The sequence below is a fragment of the Streptomyces sp. NPDC060049 genome (assembly GCF_042736715.1).
Taxonomy (GTDB): domain Bacteria; phylum Actinomycetota; class Actinomycetes; order Streptomycetales; family Streptomycetaceae; genus Streptomyces.
Map to the genome: position 1 here is coordinate 79288 of NZ_JBHWVV010000012.1, position 17488 is coordinate 96775.

Annotated in this window: 18 protein-coding genes and 1 pseudogene; 13 read left to right on the forward strand and 6 right to left on the reverse strand. The window is 69.6% G+C overall.

Features of this window, described 5'->3' with window-relative positions:
- Positions 1 to 212: 212 nt before the first annotated feature.
- Entirely contained in the window at positions 213 to 410 is a 198-nt protein-coding gene (locus tag ACFWBY_RS22945; protein WP_385333899.1) for a hypothetical protein, read from the reverse strand.
- 619 nt (positions 411 to 1029) lie between these two features.
- Between ACFWBY_RS22945 and ACFWBY_RS22950 the strand changes: the two genes are divergently transcribed.
- From ACFWBY_RS22950 to ACFWBY_RS22965, 4 genes and pseudogenes are all read left to right on the forward strand, one after another.
- Positions 1030 to 1392 carry a hypothetical protein gene (locus ACFWBY_RS22950; protein ID WP_385333896.1) on the forward strand — a complete coding sequence of 121 codons (363 nt, stop codon included), beginning with the start codon at positions 1030 to 1032 and terminating at the stop codon, positions 1390 to 1392.
- A 750-nt stretch (positions 1393 to 2142) separates the two neighbouring features.
- Positions 2143 to 3366, forward strand: coding sequence for an ankyrin repeat domain-containing protein (locus tag ACFWBY_RS22955; protein WP_385409695.1), 1224 nt, complete (start codon positions 2143 to 2145; stop codon positions 3364 to 3366).
- A gap of 641 nt (positions 3367 to 4007) precedes the next feature.
- On the forward strand, positions 4008 to 5612 hold the full coding sequence (locus ACFWBY_RS22960; RefSeq protein WP_385333892.1) for a TROVE domain-containing protein: 1605 nt from the start codon (positions 4008 to 4010) through the stop codon (positions 5610 to 5612).
- Between the two features lie 291 nt (positions 5613 to 5903).
- Positions 5904 to 6137 (forward strand): annotated as a pseudogene (locus tag ACFWBY_RS22965) (IS630 family transposase); the annotation flags it as partial.
- Positions 6138 to 6433: 296 nt separating this feature from the next.
- Here the strand turns inward: ACFWBY_RS22965 and ACFWBY_RS22970 are convergent.
- The gene (locus tag ACFWBY_RS22970; protein ID WP_385333889.1) at positions 6434 to 6961 is read right to left on the reverse strand and encodes a hypothetical protein; all 528 of its coding nucleotides are present in this window, start codon (positions 6959 to 6961) and stop codon (positions 6434 to 6436) included.
- A 345-nt stretch (positions 6962 to 7306) separates the two neighbouring features.
- Between ACFWBY_RS22970 and ACFWBY_RS22975 the strand changes: the two genes are divergently transcribed.
- From ACFWBY_RS22975 to ACFWBY_RS22985, 3 genes are all read left to right on the forward strand, one after another.
- On the forward strand, positions 7307 to 8242 hold the full coding sequence (locus tag ACFWBY_RS22975; RefSeq protein ID WP_385333887.1) for a helix-turn-helix domain-containing protein: 936 nt from the start codon (positions 7307 to 7309) through the stop codon (positions 8240 to 8242).
- Positions 8243 to 8691: 449 nt separating this feature from the next.
- Complete coding sequence (locus ACFWBY_RS22980) at positions 8692 to 9246, forward strand: matrixin family metalloprotease (protein ID WP_385333884.1); 555 nt, start codon at positions 8692 to 8694, stop codon at positions 9244 to 9246.
- A 2-nt stretch (positions 9247 to 9248) separates the two neighbouring features.
- The gene (locus tag ACFWBY_RS22985; RefSeq protein WP_385333881.1) at positions 9249 to 9803 is read left to right on the forward strand and encodes a hypothetical protein; all 555 of its coding nucleotides are present in this window, start codon (positions 9249 to 9251) and stop codon (positions 9801 to 9803) included.
- Between the two features lie 568 nt (positions 9804 to 10371).
- Here the strand turns inward: ACFWBY_RS22985 and ACFWBY_RS22990 are convergent.
- Both ACFWBY_RS22990 and ACFWBY_RS22995 read right to left on the reverse strand, forming a co-directional pair.
- Positions 10372 to 11046 (reverse strand): hypothetical protein, encoded by a 675-nt coding sequence (locus tag ACFWBY_RS22990; protein WP_385333878.1) that lies wholly within the window; start codon positions 11044 to 11046, stop codon positions 10372 to 10374.
- Positions 11037 to 11600: an RNA polymerase sigma factor gene (locus ACFWBY_RS22995; RefSeq protein WP_385333875.1), complete on the reverse strand. Its 564-nt coding sequence runs from the start codon at positions 11598 to 11600 to the stop codon at positions 11037 to 11039. Before ACFWBY_RS22995 ends, ACFWBY_RS22990 begins: the two co-directional genes overlap by 10 nt.
- Before the next feature lie 229 nt (positions 11601 to 11829).
- Here ACFWBY_RS22995 and ACFWBY_RS23000 point away from each other — a divergent pair, with 229 nt between their 5' ends.
- From ACFWBY_RS23000 to ACFWBY_RS23020, 5 genes are all read left to right on the forward strand, one after another.
- Complete coding sequence (locus ACFWBY_RS23000; protein WP_385333872.1) at positions 11830 to 12303, forward strand: Asp23/Gls24 family envelope stress response protein; 474 nt, start codon at positions 11830 to 11832, stop codon at positions 12301 to 12303.
- Positions 12304 to 12366: 63 nt separating this feature from the next.
- Entirely contained in the window at positions 12367 to 12546 is a 180-nt protein-coding gene (locus ACFWBY_RS23005) for a hypothetical protein (RefSeq protein ID WP_385333869.1), read from the forward strand.
- Positions 12543 to 12926 carry an Asp23/Gls24 family envelope stress response protein gene (locus ACFWBY_RS23010; RefSeq protein WP_385333866.1) on the forward strand — a complete coding sequence of 128 codons (384 nt, stop codon included), beginning with the start codon at positions 12543 to 12545 and terminating at the stop codon, positions 12924 to 12926. The genes ACFWBY_RS23005 and ACFWBY_RS23010 overlap by 4 nt, the downstream gene beginning before the upstream one ends.
- 34 nt (positions 12927 to 12960) lie before the next feature.
- A complete protein-coding gene (locus ACFWBY_RS23015) occupies positions 12961 to 13608 on the forward strand; it encodes a DUF6286 domain-containing protein (RefSeq protein WP_385333863.1) in 648 nt (215 codons plus the stop codon).
- Positions 13609 to 13696: 88 nt separating this feature from the next.
- Entirely contained in the window at positions 13697 to 14257 is a 561-nt protein-coding gene (locus ACFWBY_RS23020) for an alkaline shock response membrane anchor protein AmaP (protein ID WP_385333861.1), read from the forward strand.
- 299 nt (positions 14258 to 14556) lie between these two features.
- Here the strand turns inward: ACFWBY_RS23020 and ACFWBY_RS23025 are convergent, their stop codons facing one another.
- Positions 14557 to 15750: a PP2C family protein-serine/threonine phosphatase gene (locus ACFWBY_RS23025; protein ID WP_385333858.1), complete on the reverse strand. Its 1194-nt coding sequence runs from the start codon at positions 15748 to 15750 to the stop codon at positions 14557 to 14559.
- Between the two features lie 413 nt (positions 15751 to 16163).
- Positions 16164 to 16328: a hypothetical protein gene (locus ACFWBY_RS23030; protein ID WP_385333855.1), complete on the reverse strand. Its 165-nt coding sequence runs from the start codon at positions 16326 to 16328 to the stop codon at positions 16164 to 16166.
- A 651-nt stretch (positions 16329 to 16979) separates the two neighbouring features.
- Between ACFWBY_RS23030 and ACFWBY_RS23035 the strand changes: the two genes are divergently transcribed.
- Entirely contained in the window at positions 16980 to 17486 is a 507-nt protein-coding gene (locus tag ACFWBY_RS23035; RefSeq protein ID WP_385333853.1) for a hypothetical protein, read from the forward strand.
- Positions 17487 to 17488 lie beyond the last annotated feature (2 nt).

Sequence of the window (17488 nt, forward strand, 5' to 3'; positions counted from 1 at the left end):
TGCCCCCGGTTCGGGGTGGTTGCGACCCCTAGCCTGGTCAAGCCGTCGGTCGAGTGGCCGTTGCCGCCGGGACCGGCGCCCGGCCTCCCGACGGGGGGCGGGGGCCGGTCAGCCCTCGGCCAGGCGGGCCAGGCGGTTCAGCTGGCCGGCCAGGACCTCGGGCGCGGAGGACGGGACCGGGCCCGAGTTCCATGAGTGCGGCCCCGACACGGTCAGTGCGTAGAGTGCGTAGGGCCGAAGACGTCCGGGTTCCACTGGCCGACGGCTTTGAAGGAGTACCCGAAGTCGTACCGGGGGAGTTCCTCCCAGGGGATCAGCAGGTCCCCCGCCTTCATGGCCTGCCGCAGGCCAAGACTGGTGATGACCAGGTAGTGGCCGGGCGCACCAGGTCGGGGTCCTCGGCCAGCCACCGGTAGAGCGACCCCGTCGCTCCCGGCTCGACATCCTCATCGACGCGTACACGGAACTGCACGATGCCCCCCTGGCTCGATTCCGGGCGCGATGCCAACCCAACGCGGCCTGGTTGATGTGTAGTTGCATATTCCCGCGGGCGTTGCGGGGTCCAATGGCGCGCAGCGTGCCGGAGCACTCCGACAGGCGATTCATCCAGGGCGGCGGATCGAAGCACGACTACCGCGAGCTGAAGACCACTCTGGGCCTTGACCACTTCGAGGGTCGCTCCTTCACCGGGCCAGCGCGTCACTCTCGTCACCGCCGCCCACCTGTTCCTCACCGAGCAGCGCGCTCGAGTCATGAAGCAGGCATGCAGGCGCGTGGTGGGTTGACCGGCGTTGACCGGAGCCCGGATGCGTGGCCGCCGAGGCGGGCGGCACGCCCAGGGTCGGTCTCAAGCTCCTGCGATGCCCTGCCTGTCAAGGGTGCCTCTCCGGTCGCAGTCACAACCCCCTCGGCCATTTCCGCCCACACGCGACCGAGTTATTTGACTAGTCGTCAGATTCGACGTAGGAAATGCCCGTAATACGCCCCGTCTCGCCATCACCGTCATCCCTCACCGAAAGAGGCTCATTCATGGGAAAAAGGATCGCTGCAGTACTGGGCAGCGCGGCGCTGCTCGCCACCCCCCTGCTCGCCGGGTCCGCGTCGGCCGCCCCCTCGGGTGCCAACTGGGTGTGCGGAGCCCCCTGGACCGCCAGTCGCGCGGAAGGCCACGCCTCGATCCAGTACTGCGAGGGCAGGCGCGTCCTCGTAGCCTTAGTCACCGACGACAGGGCGGACGGCCGGTGCCCTCGCCTCTCCGGCTACCTGTACCACAACGGCTACTACGTAAACTCTGGGGGCGTCGGACCCAAGGGCGCCACCCGGTACGTCGAGATCTTCGCGCCTTCCGGTGACTACTTCTACACGGCCGGGCTGTCTTGGGAGAGTTGCTGACCCGCATGCGATCTCTCGGCTTCGCGACTCGGCCGTTCCAACAATGCGGCCAGGTGCGGTGCCAGACACCGCGGGCTCGGCAAGATCCGGAAGAGACGGCCTAACCCCTTCCGCGCGGCAATCGCGCGGAGCCGACCATCACACCGCCCGCAGGGATTGCAGCATTTCGTCGGTCCCAGGGCGCAGCGAGGCCTCGGAGCCATGAAAATCACGCGCTGGTGACAAGTAGCTCGATCAGGCGGTGGCAACTATCGCGATCCGTTCCGCAGCTTGACCCAGGTCAACCGGCCGAGCCGGTGACACCGTCGACGGGGAAGGGCATCGGCGAGGACCAGGTCGCACGGATCGCGGCTGGCCAGCCGTAGAAGGGGGTCGAGGGCTTCTGACAGCGGGCTCGGCCGGCGTACCGATCGCGGAGCGTCGCATCCGGATCGGAGCCCTCGACACCCTGCGCGGACAGCTCACTCGCCGCGACCGTGGCCGGCCGGCGTCACCCGCAGCCGTCCGCGCTGAGAGCGATCCGGGTATCGACCCAGAACAGTGGGACCCGGCCGCCCTGTGCGCGCGAAGTCGACCAGGCGCTCTGCCCTTTCCCTGCGGCGTACGCTGCCGGGTGCTGGCGGCGACGGGACCCCTGTGAGGCGACCGAAGCTCTGATCGTCGATCCGGGTCTTCCCGGCTTCTGCCGTGACGTTGATGACGCGGTGGCATTCTCGGCAGTTTACGTCGGCAAAAGAGGGTGGTTGTGTGATGGAGTCCGGGCGGGAGCTCGTAGCGGCGGCCCGGCGGAGGGACGCGGAGGCCGTGACCGTGCTGCTGGAGGCGGGAGCGGATCCGGAGACGGTCGCGGGCGACGGTCTCCCCGTACTGTGCCTGGCGGTCGCCGCCTATGACGCCGCCGTTGCGGGCGCGCTGGTCGGGGGCGGCGCGGACCCGGACCGCAAACTAACGGATGCAACGACGCCTCTCCTGCGGGCGGTCGATGGCGGCTCTCGGGCGGTGGTGAAAGCCCTGCTGGGGGACGATCCGCTGCGCCTCCCCGAAGCCGAACGGGAGCGGTTGCTCGCGTTGGCCCGGCACTGGTACGAGCGGGGCGCGGAGGAGGAACTCCGGGACAGGACGCGTGAGTTCGGTCCTGTTCACGAGGAGAACGTCGAGGACGGCGAGTACGACGAGGTGGCCCAGCTGACACTCGGCGGCCTCACGATCCGCGCTGGGCACGGAGCGGTCCTCACGGAACTGGAGACTGCTTTCGGAGTCCTGACGCCCGTGGACAAGCTGGTCGACAGGGCCGTGGCGCACGAGGATTGGGATCATGTCGACTGGGAGTCGGCCGTGGCGGCCCTCGCTCTTCGCCGGGACACGGAGACGTTCCTGGCAGTGATCGCGTACCGGCACGATCCGAACCCGCGCCGCCGTCAGTTCGTCCTCTCCGTATTCAAATCCTACCGGATGCACGCTTACCGGAACTTCTGGTTGCGGCAGGGGATCCCCTTCGGGAAGGAGACGGCGGACGTCCTCGTGGCCTGGGCCACAGACGGCAAGGAGGAGGACCCGTACGTCCTGGCCTGGGTGCTCTCGACCCTGTGCGGTCTGAAGCACCCCGAACGGGAGGCCGTGGGACTACGGCACGCTGGTCACCCGAGCCCGGACGTCCGGGTCGAAGTCCCCGACCTCGTATTCGACTGGGGCACGTGGCGCCCTCCCCTGGGTGCGGCCAAGGACGCCCTGCTGGTTCTCGCCTCAGACGAGGACCCGCGCGTGCGACGCAGGGCCGGCGCGACACTGATCGTGGGCGACGACGGGAGCGGCGAGTTCACCGAGGCCCTCGTCGGTCTCCTCCGTGACCCCGAATTCGAAGTACGCAAGTACATGGCGGACGGCATCAAGTCCTACAGCAGCGAAGCACGCACTCCGGCCGTGGCTGATGCCTTAGCGGCCCTGCGGGACGAGTGCGACCCAGCTGACAGGTGACGGCACTGCTTTTGGGTGACTGCCAGCACCCTCACTGCCTGGCTGCAGCACCCGGACTTCCGCCTCGTCAAGTAGGCCACTCACAGGCTCGCGTCCCGCTCCAGCGAACGCACCGCAGCGAGGGCACCTTGGGATCAGGCAGGAGCGAGGGGTCCGGAACACACCGGCAACCGCAGTCAGCAACACATCTGGCACACAAGCACCAGGCACCGCAGTTACCTTGCGGCGGCCATTGATCCAGATCGCGAGCAAACACCCTCGCCGGGACAAACGCACTTTGACGTTGGGCACGAGGGGTGCGTCGTCGTCGGCTTCCACTAGGCCGTCTCTTTCGGATCTTGCCTGATCACGCCTGCCGGGCCGGACGGACGGGAGAGCCGGCCATTTAATTGCTGGCGCGCGGTGCGCGGGCCTGCCTACTGTGAGGGCGCGACCGCGTCCCCCGATGCGCTCGGCTGCGGCTACTTCCTTCCGAAACCAAGTGACGCCGCAGCCACTTCTGATCTCGGGGTGGCGCGGGCGCCTGCCCCGCCCGTCCCTCCGCCCCGTCGGACGCCTCGGACGGGGCTTCCCATTGCCTTTGGATCCGGGGGGATTCCCTGCCTCGCCACACCCCGCGCACGTCGAAGATCTGGTCCGAGATGCTCGTGGCCCCGCACATCTCCGCCGCGGCGGCCCGTACCGCGTCCGATCCGTGGTCCCACCATCACCCCACCGGGGCGGACCCGCTCACTTACGAAGGCGGCCCCGGCTTCGTCCGGGAGCCGCGCGAGGAGCTCTTCCTCCTGGCCGTGGGGAACTTCGTCTCCCAGCAGACCTTTTACGAGAGCGGCCCGGAACGCGACGAGCGGTACACCCGCCTCGTGGGTGAACTCGCCCTCCAGGACCCCGCATGGACGGCCGGCCTGCTGCGTTGGCTCCGAGGCGAAGGAAACATGCGTACGGCCTCCCTGATCGGCGCGGCCGCGTACGTCAGGGCACGGCTCGCCGCCGGGTCCTGCGTGGGGCCGTCCAACCGGTCCGTCATCGACTCCGTGCTCCAGCGCGCCGACGAACCCGGCGAGTTGCTCGCCCACTGGACCTCGGCCTACGGGCGGAGCGTCCCACAGCCCGTGAAACGGGGCATCGCCGACGCCGTACGGCGGCTTTACTCCTCCCGCTCCCTGCTGAAGTACGACACCGCGTCCAAGGCCTTCCGCTTCGGCGACGTCCTCAACCTCGTCCACGCCACACCTGACCCGGCCAAGCCCTGGCAGGGCCAGCTGTTCCGGCACGCCCTGGACCGCCGGCATCACCCGCAGGACGCGCCGCCGCCGCCCGGCGACAGGCTGCTGACCGCACACCGGATCCTGATGGAGTTGCCGGCGGACGAGCGGCGGGCCGTGGTCACCGGGCCGGACGGCGCCGAGCGGCTGGCCGCGGCGGGCATGACCTGGGAGGCCCTGGCGGGCTGGCTCCAGGGACCGATGGACGCCGCCGTCTGGGAAGCCGTGATCCCCTCGATGGGACCGATGGCGCTGCTGCGCAACCTGCGCAACTTCGACGGGGCCGGGATCTCGGAGGAGGCGGCGGCCGGAGTCGCCGCACGGATCTCGGACGCCGAAGAGGTCGCCCGGTCCCGGCAGTTCCCCTTCCGCTACCTGGCCGCCCACCGCCACGCACGCTCGGCGCGCTGGTCGGCGCGGCTGGAGGTGGCGCTGAGCCACTCGCTGGCCAACGTACCGGCCCTGACCGGTCGGACCCTGATCCTGGTGGACCGGTCGGGGTCCATGTTCTACGACACCGTCTCGCCGCGGTCCACCCTGACCCGGGCGGACGCCGCGGCCGTTTTCGGCACGGCGCTGGCGATGCGCGCCGAGGAGGCGGACTTGGTGGAGTTCGGGTCGTCGAGCGCGCAGGTGCCGTTCCGGTCCGGGGAGCCGGTGCTCGACGTACTCAAACGGTTCAACAACCTCGGTGGCACCGACACCGCCAAGGCGGTACGCACCCACTACCGGGGCCACGAGAGGGTCCTGATCGTCACCGACGAGCAGACGGGCCCGCACCTAGGGCGCCGCGGTCCGGCGGAATCGGTCCCGGAGGACGTCCCGGTGTACACCTGGAACCTGGCGGGGTACCAGCCCGCCCACGGCCCCGGCGGCCCCAACCGGCACACCTTCGGCGGCCTGACGGACGCCGGGTTCCGGATGATCGGCCTCGTCGAGGCCGGCCGCGAGGCCCGATGGCCATGGACGTCACAGGACTAGGAGCTCTCTTCGGCCCACTTGCCGGCGGTTCGATAGCAGGACCTGCCGGCTCCGACGGAACTGCTGCCTGCGACGATGCGCAGGAGAGCTAGGACCTTGGGGTGGGGGACGGCGACCGTCCACTCGATGACGACCAAGCGGGCTCGACCTACGCCGAGCTCTACGAGCGCTACATGGAGTCGGACGAGGTTGCCGTGCCTACGGTGCCGCGCATCGCGGCCCACGTGGAAGCCCGCATGGCGTGATACCCGGACGATGTCGACCGCAGTGTCGTATGGGCATCGACGCCGGTCACCGACGAGTTCGTCGTGGCTGAACCTGGTGGAGCGGTGGTTCGCCGAGCTCACGCAGAGGAAGCTCAAGCGCGGAGTCCACCGCTCCGTCCAGGCACCTGAACGCGACATCCGGGCCTGGCTGGCCGACTGGAACGAGCAGCCCAGGCCCTTCGTCTGGACGAAGACAGCCGACGAAATCCTCGACAAAGTCGCCGCCTACTGCCACCGAATCTCTGACTCAGGTCACTAGCTCCCCATCTTCCCCACACCGTTCACGCTGCAACGAAGTGAGGTGGAGAGCGACAGCGTGTTTTCGAGAATCCCCATCAGGGTGGTGCGGCTGGACCGGGAGGGCGGGGCCGGGTGTCCGTCGGAGAAGCCGTCGGGGACGTCGGGCGGCTCGCCCGATTCCCCTTCGGCCTCCCCCTCCGAGGACGGGAAGGGCAACGTCACTGTTGGTTTCCTCGTCCTCGTCCTCGCCGGCGCCGCCGTCCTCGGGTCGGCGTCAAGCGGCTGCTGCTGCGGGGTTGAGCGTGGACCGGTGGGTCAGCAGGGGCTCACGTACCAGACCCAGCGCCAGTCGGCCGAGGGGTCGTAGCTGAGACCGCCGGGAGAGGTCCAGCCGAGGGCCTGGTTCCGGTCGTAGAACCTCGCGTACAGGGTCGAGCGCTGGTTGTTGATCCACGAGCCGGTCGTGTTCCACGTGATGCGGAACAGGTGGTTGCAGGTGAACATGTCGAACCGGTCACCCGTGTAGTCCTCGTACATGTAGGCGCACACGTACGAGTAGCGGCAGCCGCCCACCGTGTCGCCCGGGACCGCCGCAGCGTCGAGGTCTCGAGCCTTCTGCTCGCCGGGCAGCGCGAGCAGCAGCTCGCCGCCGGGCAGGGCGATCTTGTTGGCGCCGATCTGGGTGCCCTTGGTGCTCGCCAGGTAGCCGTCGACCCGCTTCTGCAGGCTCCTGGCCTGGGTGGCGTTCAGGCCGGCGCTCGCGGCCTGCGCCGTGAAGTCCGCCCGAGCCCCGTCGGCGGCTCCGGCCGCGCCCGGTACGGCCATGAGCACCAGGAGGGCCATGACGAGGGCGGCGAGGAGCTTGCCCAGCCCGTCGGACCGTAAGATTCCGTGCTTCGTCACTGCGTTGCCTCTCTGCTTCACACTTCGGCACGGTGCCGGCCACCACTGTGTGGGGAGGCGCCGACCTGCGTCGATGGCACGGCGCGCAGATTCGTTGCGCACCGAGCGCAGACAGGCCGCGGATGAGTGGGAGTTGGCCGGTACCCCGCTATCCCGACGCCCCGCCGAACGCCAACTATGGGCGTGTACACATCACCGTGGGGCGGGGGCTTCGTGACGGGTGCACAGCCACGTACACAAACGGTCAGCGTCCGCGCGCGAGACGGTTTCGAGTCGTGGGCGGGCATGGTCGGCGACCTCGTGATGCCGGTCTCCATCACCAGCCCGCACGTCGAGTGCTTCCGCGGCACGGCGACGGCGCTTGACCTCAACCATGTCGACCTGTCCGGGTTCGCCTTCTCGCCGATGTCTGCCCGGCGCGGCGCGGGGAACATCCGGCGCGCGGACCCGGAGAACTACTTCCTCTTCCTCGTCCACGGCAGCCCGGTCGGCCTGGAGCAGAACCGCAGCAACGCCCTGCTCCGCGCCGGTGACATGGCGCTCTTCGACTCCTCGCACCCGTTGAGCTGCGAGTTCCTCGACGAGGGCCGGCTCTCCCGCGTCTCCCTGCTGCGGGTGCCCCGGAGCGCCCTGCCGCTGCCCCAGGACCACGCCAACCGGCTCCTCGGCACCCGGCTCGCTCCTGGCACCGTCTCGGGTGCCCTGCTCGCCTCGTACCTGACCGGGCTGCGCACCCACGCCGAGCGCTCCGCCCCCGCCGAGCTGTCCCGCCTCGGCTCCGTCGGCCTCGATCTGTGCGCCGCGTATCTCGCTGCACAGTCCGGCGGCCCCGGCGCGCTGCCCGCCGAGACCCGCCGCCAGGTCCTGCTGGCCCGGATCCGGGCCTTCGTCAACCACAACCTGCCCGACCCGCGGCTCGGCCCGGACACCATCGCCGCCCACCACCACATCTCCGTACGGCTGCTCCATTCGCTGTTCCGCGAGGAGCCGGAGACCGTCGCCGCCACGATCCGCAGGCTCCGCCTCGAACGCAGCCGCGCCGACCTAGCCGACCCGCGGCTCGGCCACTCCAAGGTCGGCGAGATCGCGGCGCGCTGGGGCTTCCGCCACCCGGCGGACTTCAGCCGGGCCTTCCGCCGCGCGTACGGCATGCCACCCAGCGACTACCGCCACCTGGCGCTGCTGAGCGGTGCCGGACAGACCGAGGGCCCGGCACGATAACCCCTGGGCATACGTCAGGCTGGGAGGCATTCCGTGGTGGCCGCCCATGGACGCTGCGCTCGTGATGAGTCCGCACGCCGTGAATACGTCAATTGAGGCGGCTGCCTTGGGAGCCTTGGGAACGGGGACGCAGCTGCCGGTGTGGGGGCCGCGGATGAACGCGCCGTTGGGGTGGCCGGCCTTTCCGTCAAGCGGCAGGCCCACATCAGGATCGATGCGGGCGTGACGCCTGCTGGGCATGCCTGCGCGGTCGTGTCGTCCCAGGTAGAGACTCCTTGCCATTGCCTCCGGCACGCGGCAGCACCGCTTCACCCAGCCGTACGTTCTTACGCGCAAACCGGTACCGTCCCGAACGCGTTCGAACCCTGGCTCGGTCACGGCTGGAGAACTTCACCACTCGGACAGAGGAAACGATCATCCCCGGCCCGCGGAGCCCTACCGTGGAGTGGATGAAGCGCCTGTCAGCGGGCTTATCGGTGGCCGCAGCCCTGCTCCTGTCCGCCCCGCCCCCGGCGGCAGCCGTTGCTGCCGCTCCGTGTGTCAGGGGCGAGTCCGAGTCGCGGTCGCACAGCTCGGTGGACGACGGCGAGGTCAGATGGACGGCGAACACGGCCTACACCGACGCGTACAGGCACGCTCTCAAGGCGTGGCAGTACGCCGGTCACACGATCAAAATGGCCCCGGACTCGGCGACCACCGTCAACGACCTCGAGTTCGTGGACTACAACGACCCGAAGGACCGCGCCGCCGCGAAGTGGAACTACCGTGGAGGCCCGGGCCAGACCGACTACATCCGGTTCAACACGGCGGCGATGAAGAACGCGAGCCATACCAAGCGCCGGCAGATCGCGGCGCACGAGCTGGGCCACGCCCTGGGGCTGTGCCACAAGTCGGACGCGGGCGGGCCGGGCTACGTGCGGTCGCTGATGTGGCCGACGGCCCATGAGTACTTCGATCTCCCTCAGGACGTCGACAGAGCCAACTACTCCAAGCTGTGGGGCTGATCATGAGCGTGAAGACGTGGGCGGTTGCCGGGACGGCGGCCGCCGTGCTTCTCGGTGGCGGCGGTTGGTATGTCTGGGAGAGCAGCGGTGAGTCGCGCACGGAGAGCCTGTGCGGGACGCCGTCCGGAGGCACGGATGCCGAGGTGGCGACCAGCGCGCAGGGCATCGCCGTGGTCGAGGCCGCCGGCGAGCCCGTTCACGACCCGCAGGCCGTCGGCGCCGAGAATCCCGAGCTCGTCACGACGCCGGTACGGATCGTGGAGTCGATGAAGGGGAAGTTCGCCCCGGTCATCGGGGTGTCGCAGCGGGTGGAGCCCGGCGGGACACCCGGCTCCTTCGAGGTGGCCACCTCGAACCGCGAGGTGATGATGGAGCCCGGGGAGCGGTACGTGGTCGCGATCGGCCCCGGCGACCTGGAGGCCCGGCCGGGAACGACGACGTTCTCCACCCTGATCGAGCCCGCACGCCGGGGGACGGCCGGGGAGGCCGACTACTGGCGGGGCGTGATTGCGAAGGCGCCGCCGAAGCCGGTGTGCGATGACACCGTCATCCAGTAGGGTCTTGCGGCCGGGAGGGAGTGGTCAAGCCACCCGAGTGCAGGCCTCCTCGGGGTGGAATCGGGCCCCGTCCCGGCACGGCGGGCAGGTTGACTAACGCGTGGGGCGCTGCTCGCGACGGGCTACATCGAGCGTTGCTGGTGCGAGAGAGCACACGCGATCGCCCAGCGCGCCAGGAACGGCACCAGGGGCCCTGACCCCGAATCCTGGACACGGGGTACTGAGGATTTCGGGTTGTCGTCGGGTGGTGACGGTTCATGATCCCTGCGGTATGCCGGTGGTAGTCGTTATCCGTATGGTGGGGGCCTGACCTCTGTTGTTCCCTCCGAGCACGTCGCACGATTCTGCGTGTGGACCCGTGGCTGCGGCGCTGGACGCTGGACCGGAGCGTGAGGGACATCTACGACGCGGTCGTCAGCGTGCAGGACGCAGCGCACCTATCGACGCGGGTGTGTTCGCTGTTCCTGCGCTTGTCGCGTGGTGTGCGCGTGAGGCTGCGAGCCGCTACGCCGGGAACGGCGATGGCTGCTTCGGCCGCGGTTCGCTGGATGCGCTCCTGGGGATGCGGTCACCCTTCGCTCAGCTCAGCCCGTTCGTCGCTCGGCACGCGGGAGGGCTCCAGCACGGCGTCGACTTCTACGTCGACGGTAGTGACGGCGAGACCAAGAATATGCTCGGCTGCGTGCAGTACGGCTTGGCGCACTGCTTCGGCGCGCTCTCGCAACGGCTTGTCGAGCTTGGCCGCGACCGAGATGGCGACGGCATGGACGGCGCGGTTGCCGTTGGACGGGGTCAGACGGCAGCTGGCTGTGCGGGCGCCGGGCACGGTGTCGGCGGCCCGGCGCAGAATTTTGGCGCTTTCTGCGATGCGCAGGTCGTGCTCGGGGTCGGTCAGTCGCAGCAGGGTGCCCAGCTCTACCTCAGCGCGGACAGCGCTGATGATTCGGTTGGCGAGGCTGTGGCTGTCGGGTCGTTCCTCGGCGCGCAGAGCACGGGTGGCCAGGGCCAGCGCTCTCAGCCCTTCGATGGCTTCCTGGCAACTGGGGCAGTGGCCGATGTGCGGATCTGCCATGCCGACGGGGGTGCGTGCTTGTTCCCAGGCGCGGCCCAGGGGGCGTCCGCAGGGCAGGAACTCCGCGCCGGCGAGCATGTCGGCTTGTCCGCGCAGGGGTGCTTCGGCGCTCGTGGCGCACACGCTTTCGGGCTGGTCGCGGGAGGCCAGGTGCGGGTCTTCTAGCGCCATGGGCGCATCGCCTCCATCAGTATGCGTCGGGCGCGAGCAAGTCTGCCGCGTACCGTTTGTTCGCTGCTGCCCACCACGTGGGCGATTTCGTCGTAGTGCAGGTCATGCAGTTCCCGCAGGACCCAGCACGCGCGAAGCTCGGGGCGCAGTTCCAGTAGCGCTCGCATCAGGGCGGCTGTGGCTGCGTCGGCCTCTGCCACTCGGGGCGGTGAACTGCCCGCGTCTGCGGCAGCGGGTTCCGAAACGGTGTCCAGGGGAAGCGGGTGGGGCGGGCTGCGCAAAGTGTTGAGGCAGCAGTTCGTCACGATGCGGTACATCCACGTACCGAACGAGGCGCCGTGCCGGAATTCCGGCAGCTGCCTCCAGGCGCTGAGGAAGGCGTCCTGAACCGCGTCCTCGGCGTCCGCGCGGTTGCCGAGCAGATGCTGGGCGAGGGCGAGCAAACGGCTGCTGTGCCGGCGGACCAGGACGGCGAAGGCCTGTTCATCGCCTTCGCACGCCCATACCACCAGCACGCTGTCGTCCGGGCCGATGGAAGCGTCCTGATCGGCCACGGCGGCGACGGCCGACACCGAGTCCGGCCGCCGGGGAAAACCTGTGCCGGGCGGGGGAGGGGGGCTCGTCCGGTTGCGCATCCGTCGCTCGCTTCCTGCCGCAGAATCGCGGCCCGCGTATGCCCTCCTCGATGGTACGGCTGCGAGCGTGAGGAATGTCCGTGCCATGTGTCTAAAACATGAGGGCGCCGCACCGGCGCGCCCGGATCGACATCATGGGGAGGTCCTCATGTCGGACACCGTCAACCCCACCGCAAGCGGGGAGACGCCACGCTCTGCGGGTAAGGCCCTCGCGGGTCAGGCCGGAGCTTCGCCTGAGACACGGGGCCGGACGACCATCGCCGACAGCGTGGTCGAAAAGATCGCAGGTATGGCCACCCGTGAGGTGCCGGGCATCCACAGCCTCGGCTCAGGCATGGCCCGCACGCTCGGGGCAGTCACGGACAAGGTTCCCGGCGGCCGTCCCAGCGTGTCCCGCGGCGTGAAGGTCGAGGTGGGCGAGCGGCAGGCCGCCGTCGATCTCGATGTAGTCGTGGAGTACGGCGTCGCCATCGTGGACATCGCCGGCGACGTCCGCACCAGTGTCATCACAGCTGTGGAGCGCATGACCGGCCTTGAAGTCGTCGAGGTGAACATCAGCGTCGACGACGTCCACCTGCCCGACGAGGAGAGCGACGAGGAAACCACGGGCCGCGTGCAGTGACCCCTGGACCCGGCACGGCCACCGGGTCGAAAGACGACCGACGTGAAAGTTCAGGTGAGTGAGATGAGCGCAGCAACCGTGGGCCTGCTTGCCGGCATGGCCCTGGGCTTCGCCGCCTATTTCGGCGGCTTCTGGGCGTTCCTGCTCGTGGCGTTCCTGGGCCTGGTGGGCCTGATTATCGGCCGCATGCTGCAGGGTGACCTCGAGCTGTCCGACTTCACCCGTTCCCGGGATGGGAAGTGACAACGCAACCCGGCGCTGCCCTGCCCGGGGCCGCGATCGTGCCGCCGGCCGAGCGCGGCGCCACCGCGATCCCGGAGAAGGTAGTGGCCCGCATCGCGGCCCGCGCCGCAAAGGAGGCACTGGCCGCACATATCACCTCGGCCGCCCAAGCGAAACTGGCGGCTCCTCAGGCTTCCGCGACCATCGGCAGCGGCTCGGCACGGTTGAGGCTGACAGTGGACCTGCCCTACCCGGCAGACCTCGCCACCACCTCCCGCCAGGTGCAGCACTACATCAGCGAGCGGGTAGCCCACCTCACCGGGATGCGCGTCACAGAGGTGGCCCTCGCCATCGAGCACCTGGTTTCCGCAGATGGCCAGGAACACCGGCGCGTGCAGTGAACCGGAGCGCATTCCCCCGGGAAGGAGAGCCGGAATGGAACGCGACCAAGAACCCCCAACCGCAACGGAGCAGCTCACCGCATCCGACGAGGTGACCTCCCGCACGGTGGAGCAACTGGCCAAACAGCCTGCGGCCGAACGCCCGCCGACTCCCCGCCCCTGGTCCACTCGCCGGATACCCGCCGCGCTCACGGCCCTGCTCATCGGGGCCGCGGCAGGCACCCTCTTGTTCGACGTCGTCAGGGTCCGCGCCGACCAGACTGCCGCAGCCTGGCGCACGCGCCTGGCCGACGAACTGGCCACCCGCCCACTGGACGACATCTGGATACAGATCGGTGCCGCCGTCATCACCGTCCTCGGCGTCTGGCTGCTCGTCATGGCACTCACCCCCGGTCTGCGCCACAGGCTGCCCCTGAAAACCCCCGACGCACAGACGCACGCCGTGCTGGACCGCGCCGGCGCAGAACTCCTGCTGCGGGATGCAGCGATGCGCGTTGCCGGTGTCAGTGCCGCCCGGGTCCGGATCTTCCACAACCGCATCGGAGCGCGCGCGGACGTGCGCTACCGCGCCCTCGCCGACGTCAAGGCCGATCTCCTGGTCGCTCTGCAAGCGGAACTCGACCGGCTGGAACTCGCGCGTCCTCCTCGGCTCGCCGTCAAGGTGCGCCCACGCCGCAAGTAGTCGGCACCTGGTCGGCCTGCCGCCGAGCGAGAGACGGGAATGGGATCCCATGAAGAGGAAATCCGCAATCAACCGAGTCCTCCTGGCCGTGGCAGGAATCGTCCTGCTGGGCACCGGCCTCCTGATCCTGGCGGGCAGTCTCGACCTCTACCGGCACTGGCGCATGACACCACCCGACGGCTGGCCCCTGATCACTCCCCAGGACGTCCTACTCGACGACGCCGGCCGCACTCGCTGGGTGGACGAGGGATGGTGGTGGCCCGCGGTCATCGCCGTTTTGGCCATCGTCGTCCTGCTCGCCCTGTGGTGGCTGCTGACACAACTGCGCCGCACTCATCCCGGCCCCCTACCCGTCGGCGCAGACCCCGTGGACGGAGTGGAACTGGGCGAGCGGTCCCTCAGCGACGCTCTGACAGCCGACGCCCGGCACCTGCCCGGTGTCCAACAGAGCCGCGCACGGCTGACAGGCTCCTCCCGGCATCCCGAAGCCCATTTCGACCTCGCCCTTACTCCCGACACCGAGCCCGGCCCCGTCCTGCAGGCGCTGTGCGACGGACCCCTGGAACGCGCCCGCCGGTCCACCGGCCGGCCCCTTCCGGCAAGGGCGCTGCTGCGGGTGTCCCCGCACAAAGCGCACCGCGCTGCATAGGGCTCCTGCGGTGCGGCCCCGAAAACGCCGGCAGTGCGCAGGCGCATCACCACGCCGGGAACTTTAGGCCCGCAGCGGCGGGTCGGCTTCGAGGGCGACGACCTGGGCAATTGGCTGGCACGGCAGAAGCAGCCGAGCACCTGGGCGCAGCTGTCGGCCGAGCAGCGGAACGGCTGGCCAACGTGGGCGTACAGGCGCCGGGGCACGCGGCTCTTCGGGAGCTGGTTCGCGCGGCGGTGCCGGCCACCATCGCGGCCGCGGCCGCTCCAGCCGCAGTTCGGGTATTGCGCGGGCTGAGCTCAGGAGGTCGCGGGGATGCCGGTGCCGGGGCCGTGCCAGTCGACGCACAGCGCGGTCGCGTCGTCTCGCGGCGGCCGGCCGTCATAGACGTCGGTGACCGCGCCGACCAGAGCGCGCACGACTTCACGCGGATGCTCGTCGGCCGTCTTGCGCAGGAGCCCCGGCAGGTCGACCGCTTCGGCTTCGCGTTCCTGCATGCCATCCGTGTGGAGCAGGAGACGGTCACCGGGGCGCAGGTCAAGGTCCTGGACCTGGTAAACGCCCAGGTGGTTGGTGAGGCCGAAGGGCAGGTTCACGGCCAGTTCGAGTTCGGTGACCGTGCCGTCGCGCAGGAGCAGTGGTTGGGGGTGGCCGGCGTTGACGATCTGGGCGCGGGTTCCGTCGAGGGCGATGCGCAGGAGCTGGCCGGTGACGAAGGTGCGGTGGCCGTGGTCGAGGAGGGCCTGGTGGGCTTGGCGGGCTTGTTCGGCGAGGTCTTGGCCGGCGCGGCGGGCGCCTCGGGAGGCGTTGACCAGGAGGGTGGCCATCAGGGACGCGTGGACGTCGTGGCCCATGGCGTCGGTGATGGACAGGTGCAGGGTGCCGTTGTCGAGGCTGTAGTCGTAGGTGTCGCCGGCGATGGTGGCAGCCGGGACCAGGGAGCCGGCCAGCGTGAACTGGGGGGCTTCGCAGGCAGCGGCGGAGGGCAGGAGCTGACGCTGGATCTCCGCGGCGACGCTGACGGTGGTGGTGCGGTTGCCCCAGTGGTAAAGGTCGGTGAACCGGCGGTCGGTGACGATGATGTACGCCAGCGCGTGCGCGGCCTCCTCCACCTGCTCCAGGACATCATCCGTGACCTCGGTGAGGTACAGCTCCAGGACGCCGATGGTGTCGCCGCGGTTCGTCACCGGCGCCAGCACCCGCTGCCCGTGATCGCCCTCCGGCCCCCGCACCAGCTTCTGGGTGCGCAGGACCTCGTCGTAGACGCCGCTGTCGGCGAGGGGAATCCGCTCGGCCTGGTCCTCCGGATGCATGCCCCCTGTGTCGTGGACCCGCAGCATGCGCCGGCCCACGATGTCGACGAACAGGAACGACACATAGCGTGCGCCGAACCGGTCCCGCAGATTACGTGCCACTACGTCGAGGGAGTCCACCGGAGCGGCAGCCTCCGCCGCCGCCAGCACCTCGGCCAGCCCGATCCGATCACGTGCCACGTCGGCCTCCACACGTCTTGGACCACAAGACAATACGTGGCCCGGTGAGGTACCGATCGCGCTTCCAACGCCCGGATGGCCGCATACGGCCTGCCGCGCGGTAGCCGGGGGCACCATGGTGGAGGCATGCCCACCAAGCTGATCGTCTACCCGCCCGACGAGTAGTGCCGTCTACCCGCCCGACGAGCAGTGCTGGCGTCGTGTCCGCTACGACGGCGTCGCCATCGGAGTCGCGCGCCGTCCGGCCGACATCCGCGTCTTCCTCGCCTCGGCCGGGCTCGAGGACGCCGAGGACGTGCACCTCACCGATCCCGAATCGTGGAATGGCGCGGCGCCGGCCCCGAAGCATGGGACCCGTCCCGCTGACGAGCTCGCCCCGGCCGACAGCAATCCGAACGGGCCGATAGCGGCTGCTACCAGGGGAGCTCCGCGCAGATGGTCTTGCCACCTTCTGCGACCGGCTTGATGCGGATGTGGGTGGCGAGTCGCTTGATCATGAACCATCCCCACCCGCCGGTCCCGTCCGTACTGGGGGGACCGCGGTCGGGGAGGTCGAGGGCCCTGCCGGGCAGGCTCACGGCAACACAGGTCGCTCAACTCACCCCAACACTGCACCTTGTACCCCTGCGTCCCTTCTGGCCCTGGGCACCCACCCACTTCTACGTGGCCCTGGCCTCGTGGTGCGCGTCAGCAACGGGGGCGGCGAAGAATTCGATGTCTGGTCCGGCGCCGGCCACCGAAGCGCCCTGGCACCGCTGGCCGACCTGCCCGTCGACTGGATCCGCTTCGACGGCTGACATCACGAGATCAGCGACAGAGTGCGTAATTCCCCAGGGACTGCGGTCACGCAATTCCCCAAGGCCTCGCGGGGGCAGACGTCATCAAACGGTTCGTCACTCCACCTGAACCAAGCACGAGAGTCACTGAGCCTTTTCAGCCTTGCCTCACCCTGGTGAGGCAACGCTGAAAAGGCTCACTGGCCGATATGAATCGTCCGCGTTCGTCACGGCGCCGTCGGCGGTTCATCAGATGGTGCGTATTCGTGTTCATCGGACGCCCGGGCCGGACGGGTGTGGCTACGGTCGATCGCGTCGTCCCACAGGGGGCGGCACCGGTCGAGTGCCGCACGTGCCAGGACCGTCCCGGCCTTCCTGCGCTGGTGCGGAGCGCGCCCGGGCGGCTCCTAGGGAGTGGACATGGGTTCTGTTGGACGTAGGACCGTCGCGGTGATGGCAGCCGCTCTGGCGTCGCTGGGCGCGGGGAGCGGTGTCACCGCGACCGCGACCCCCTCGTCGCCCGCGCCGTGCAACGGCGCGGAATGCCCCAGCCTGAAGCCGGTCAGGCTCACGACCAGCCAGGCCACCCTGAACGTCACCCAGATGCAGCTGGAGAACATCCACGCGATGCTCTCCGACGCCCTCACCGGGGAACCCATCCGGGGAGCGAAGATCGTGTTCGCCACCGTCGGCGGCCGAACGCTCGGGGCTGCCTACACCGACTACGACGGCGTGGCCTCCATCACCGCCCCGGAGAATCTGGGCCCCGGAACCCTCCAGGAGCTGCTCGGCGGCTACGAAGCCGCGCTCGTCGGCGACGGCATCCACGCGCCCGTCGGGGCCCACGGGGCGATCACCGTCGGCACCGACCAGGGGCCCGGGCTACCGGGCTCCCCGTGCTCGCTCTGCAGTGACCGCGGGCTCAAGCAGGACGTGGTCCCGGTCGACTGGAGCCGGTGACG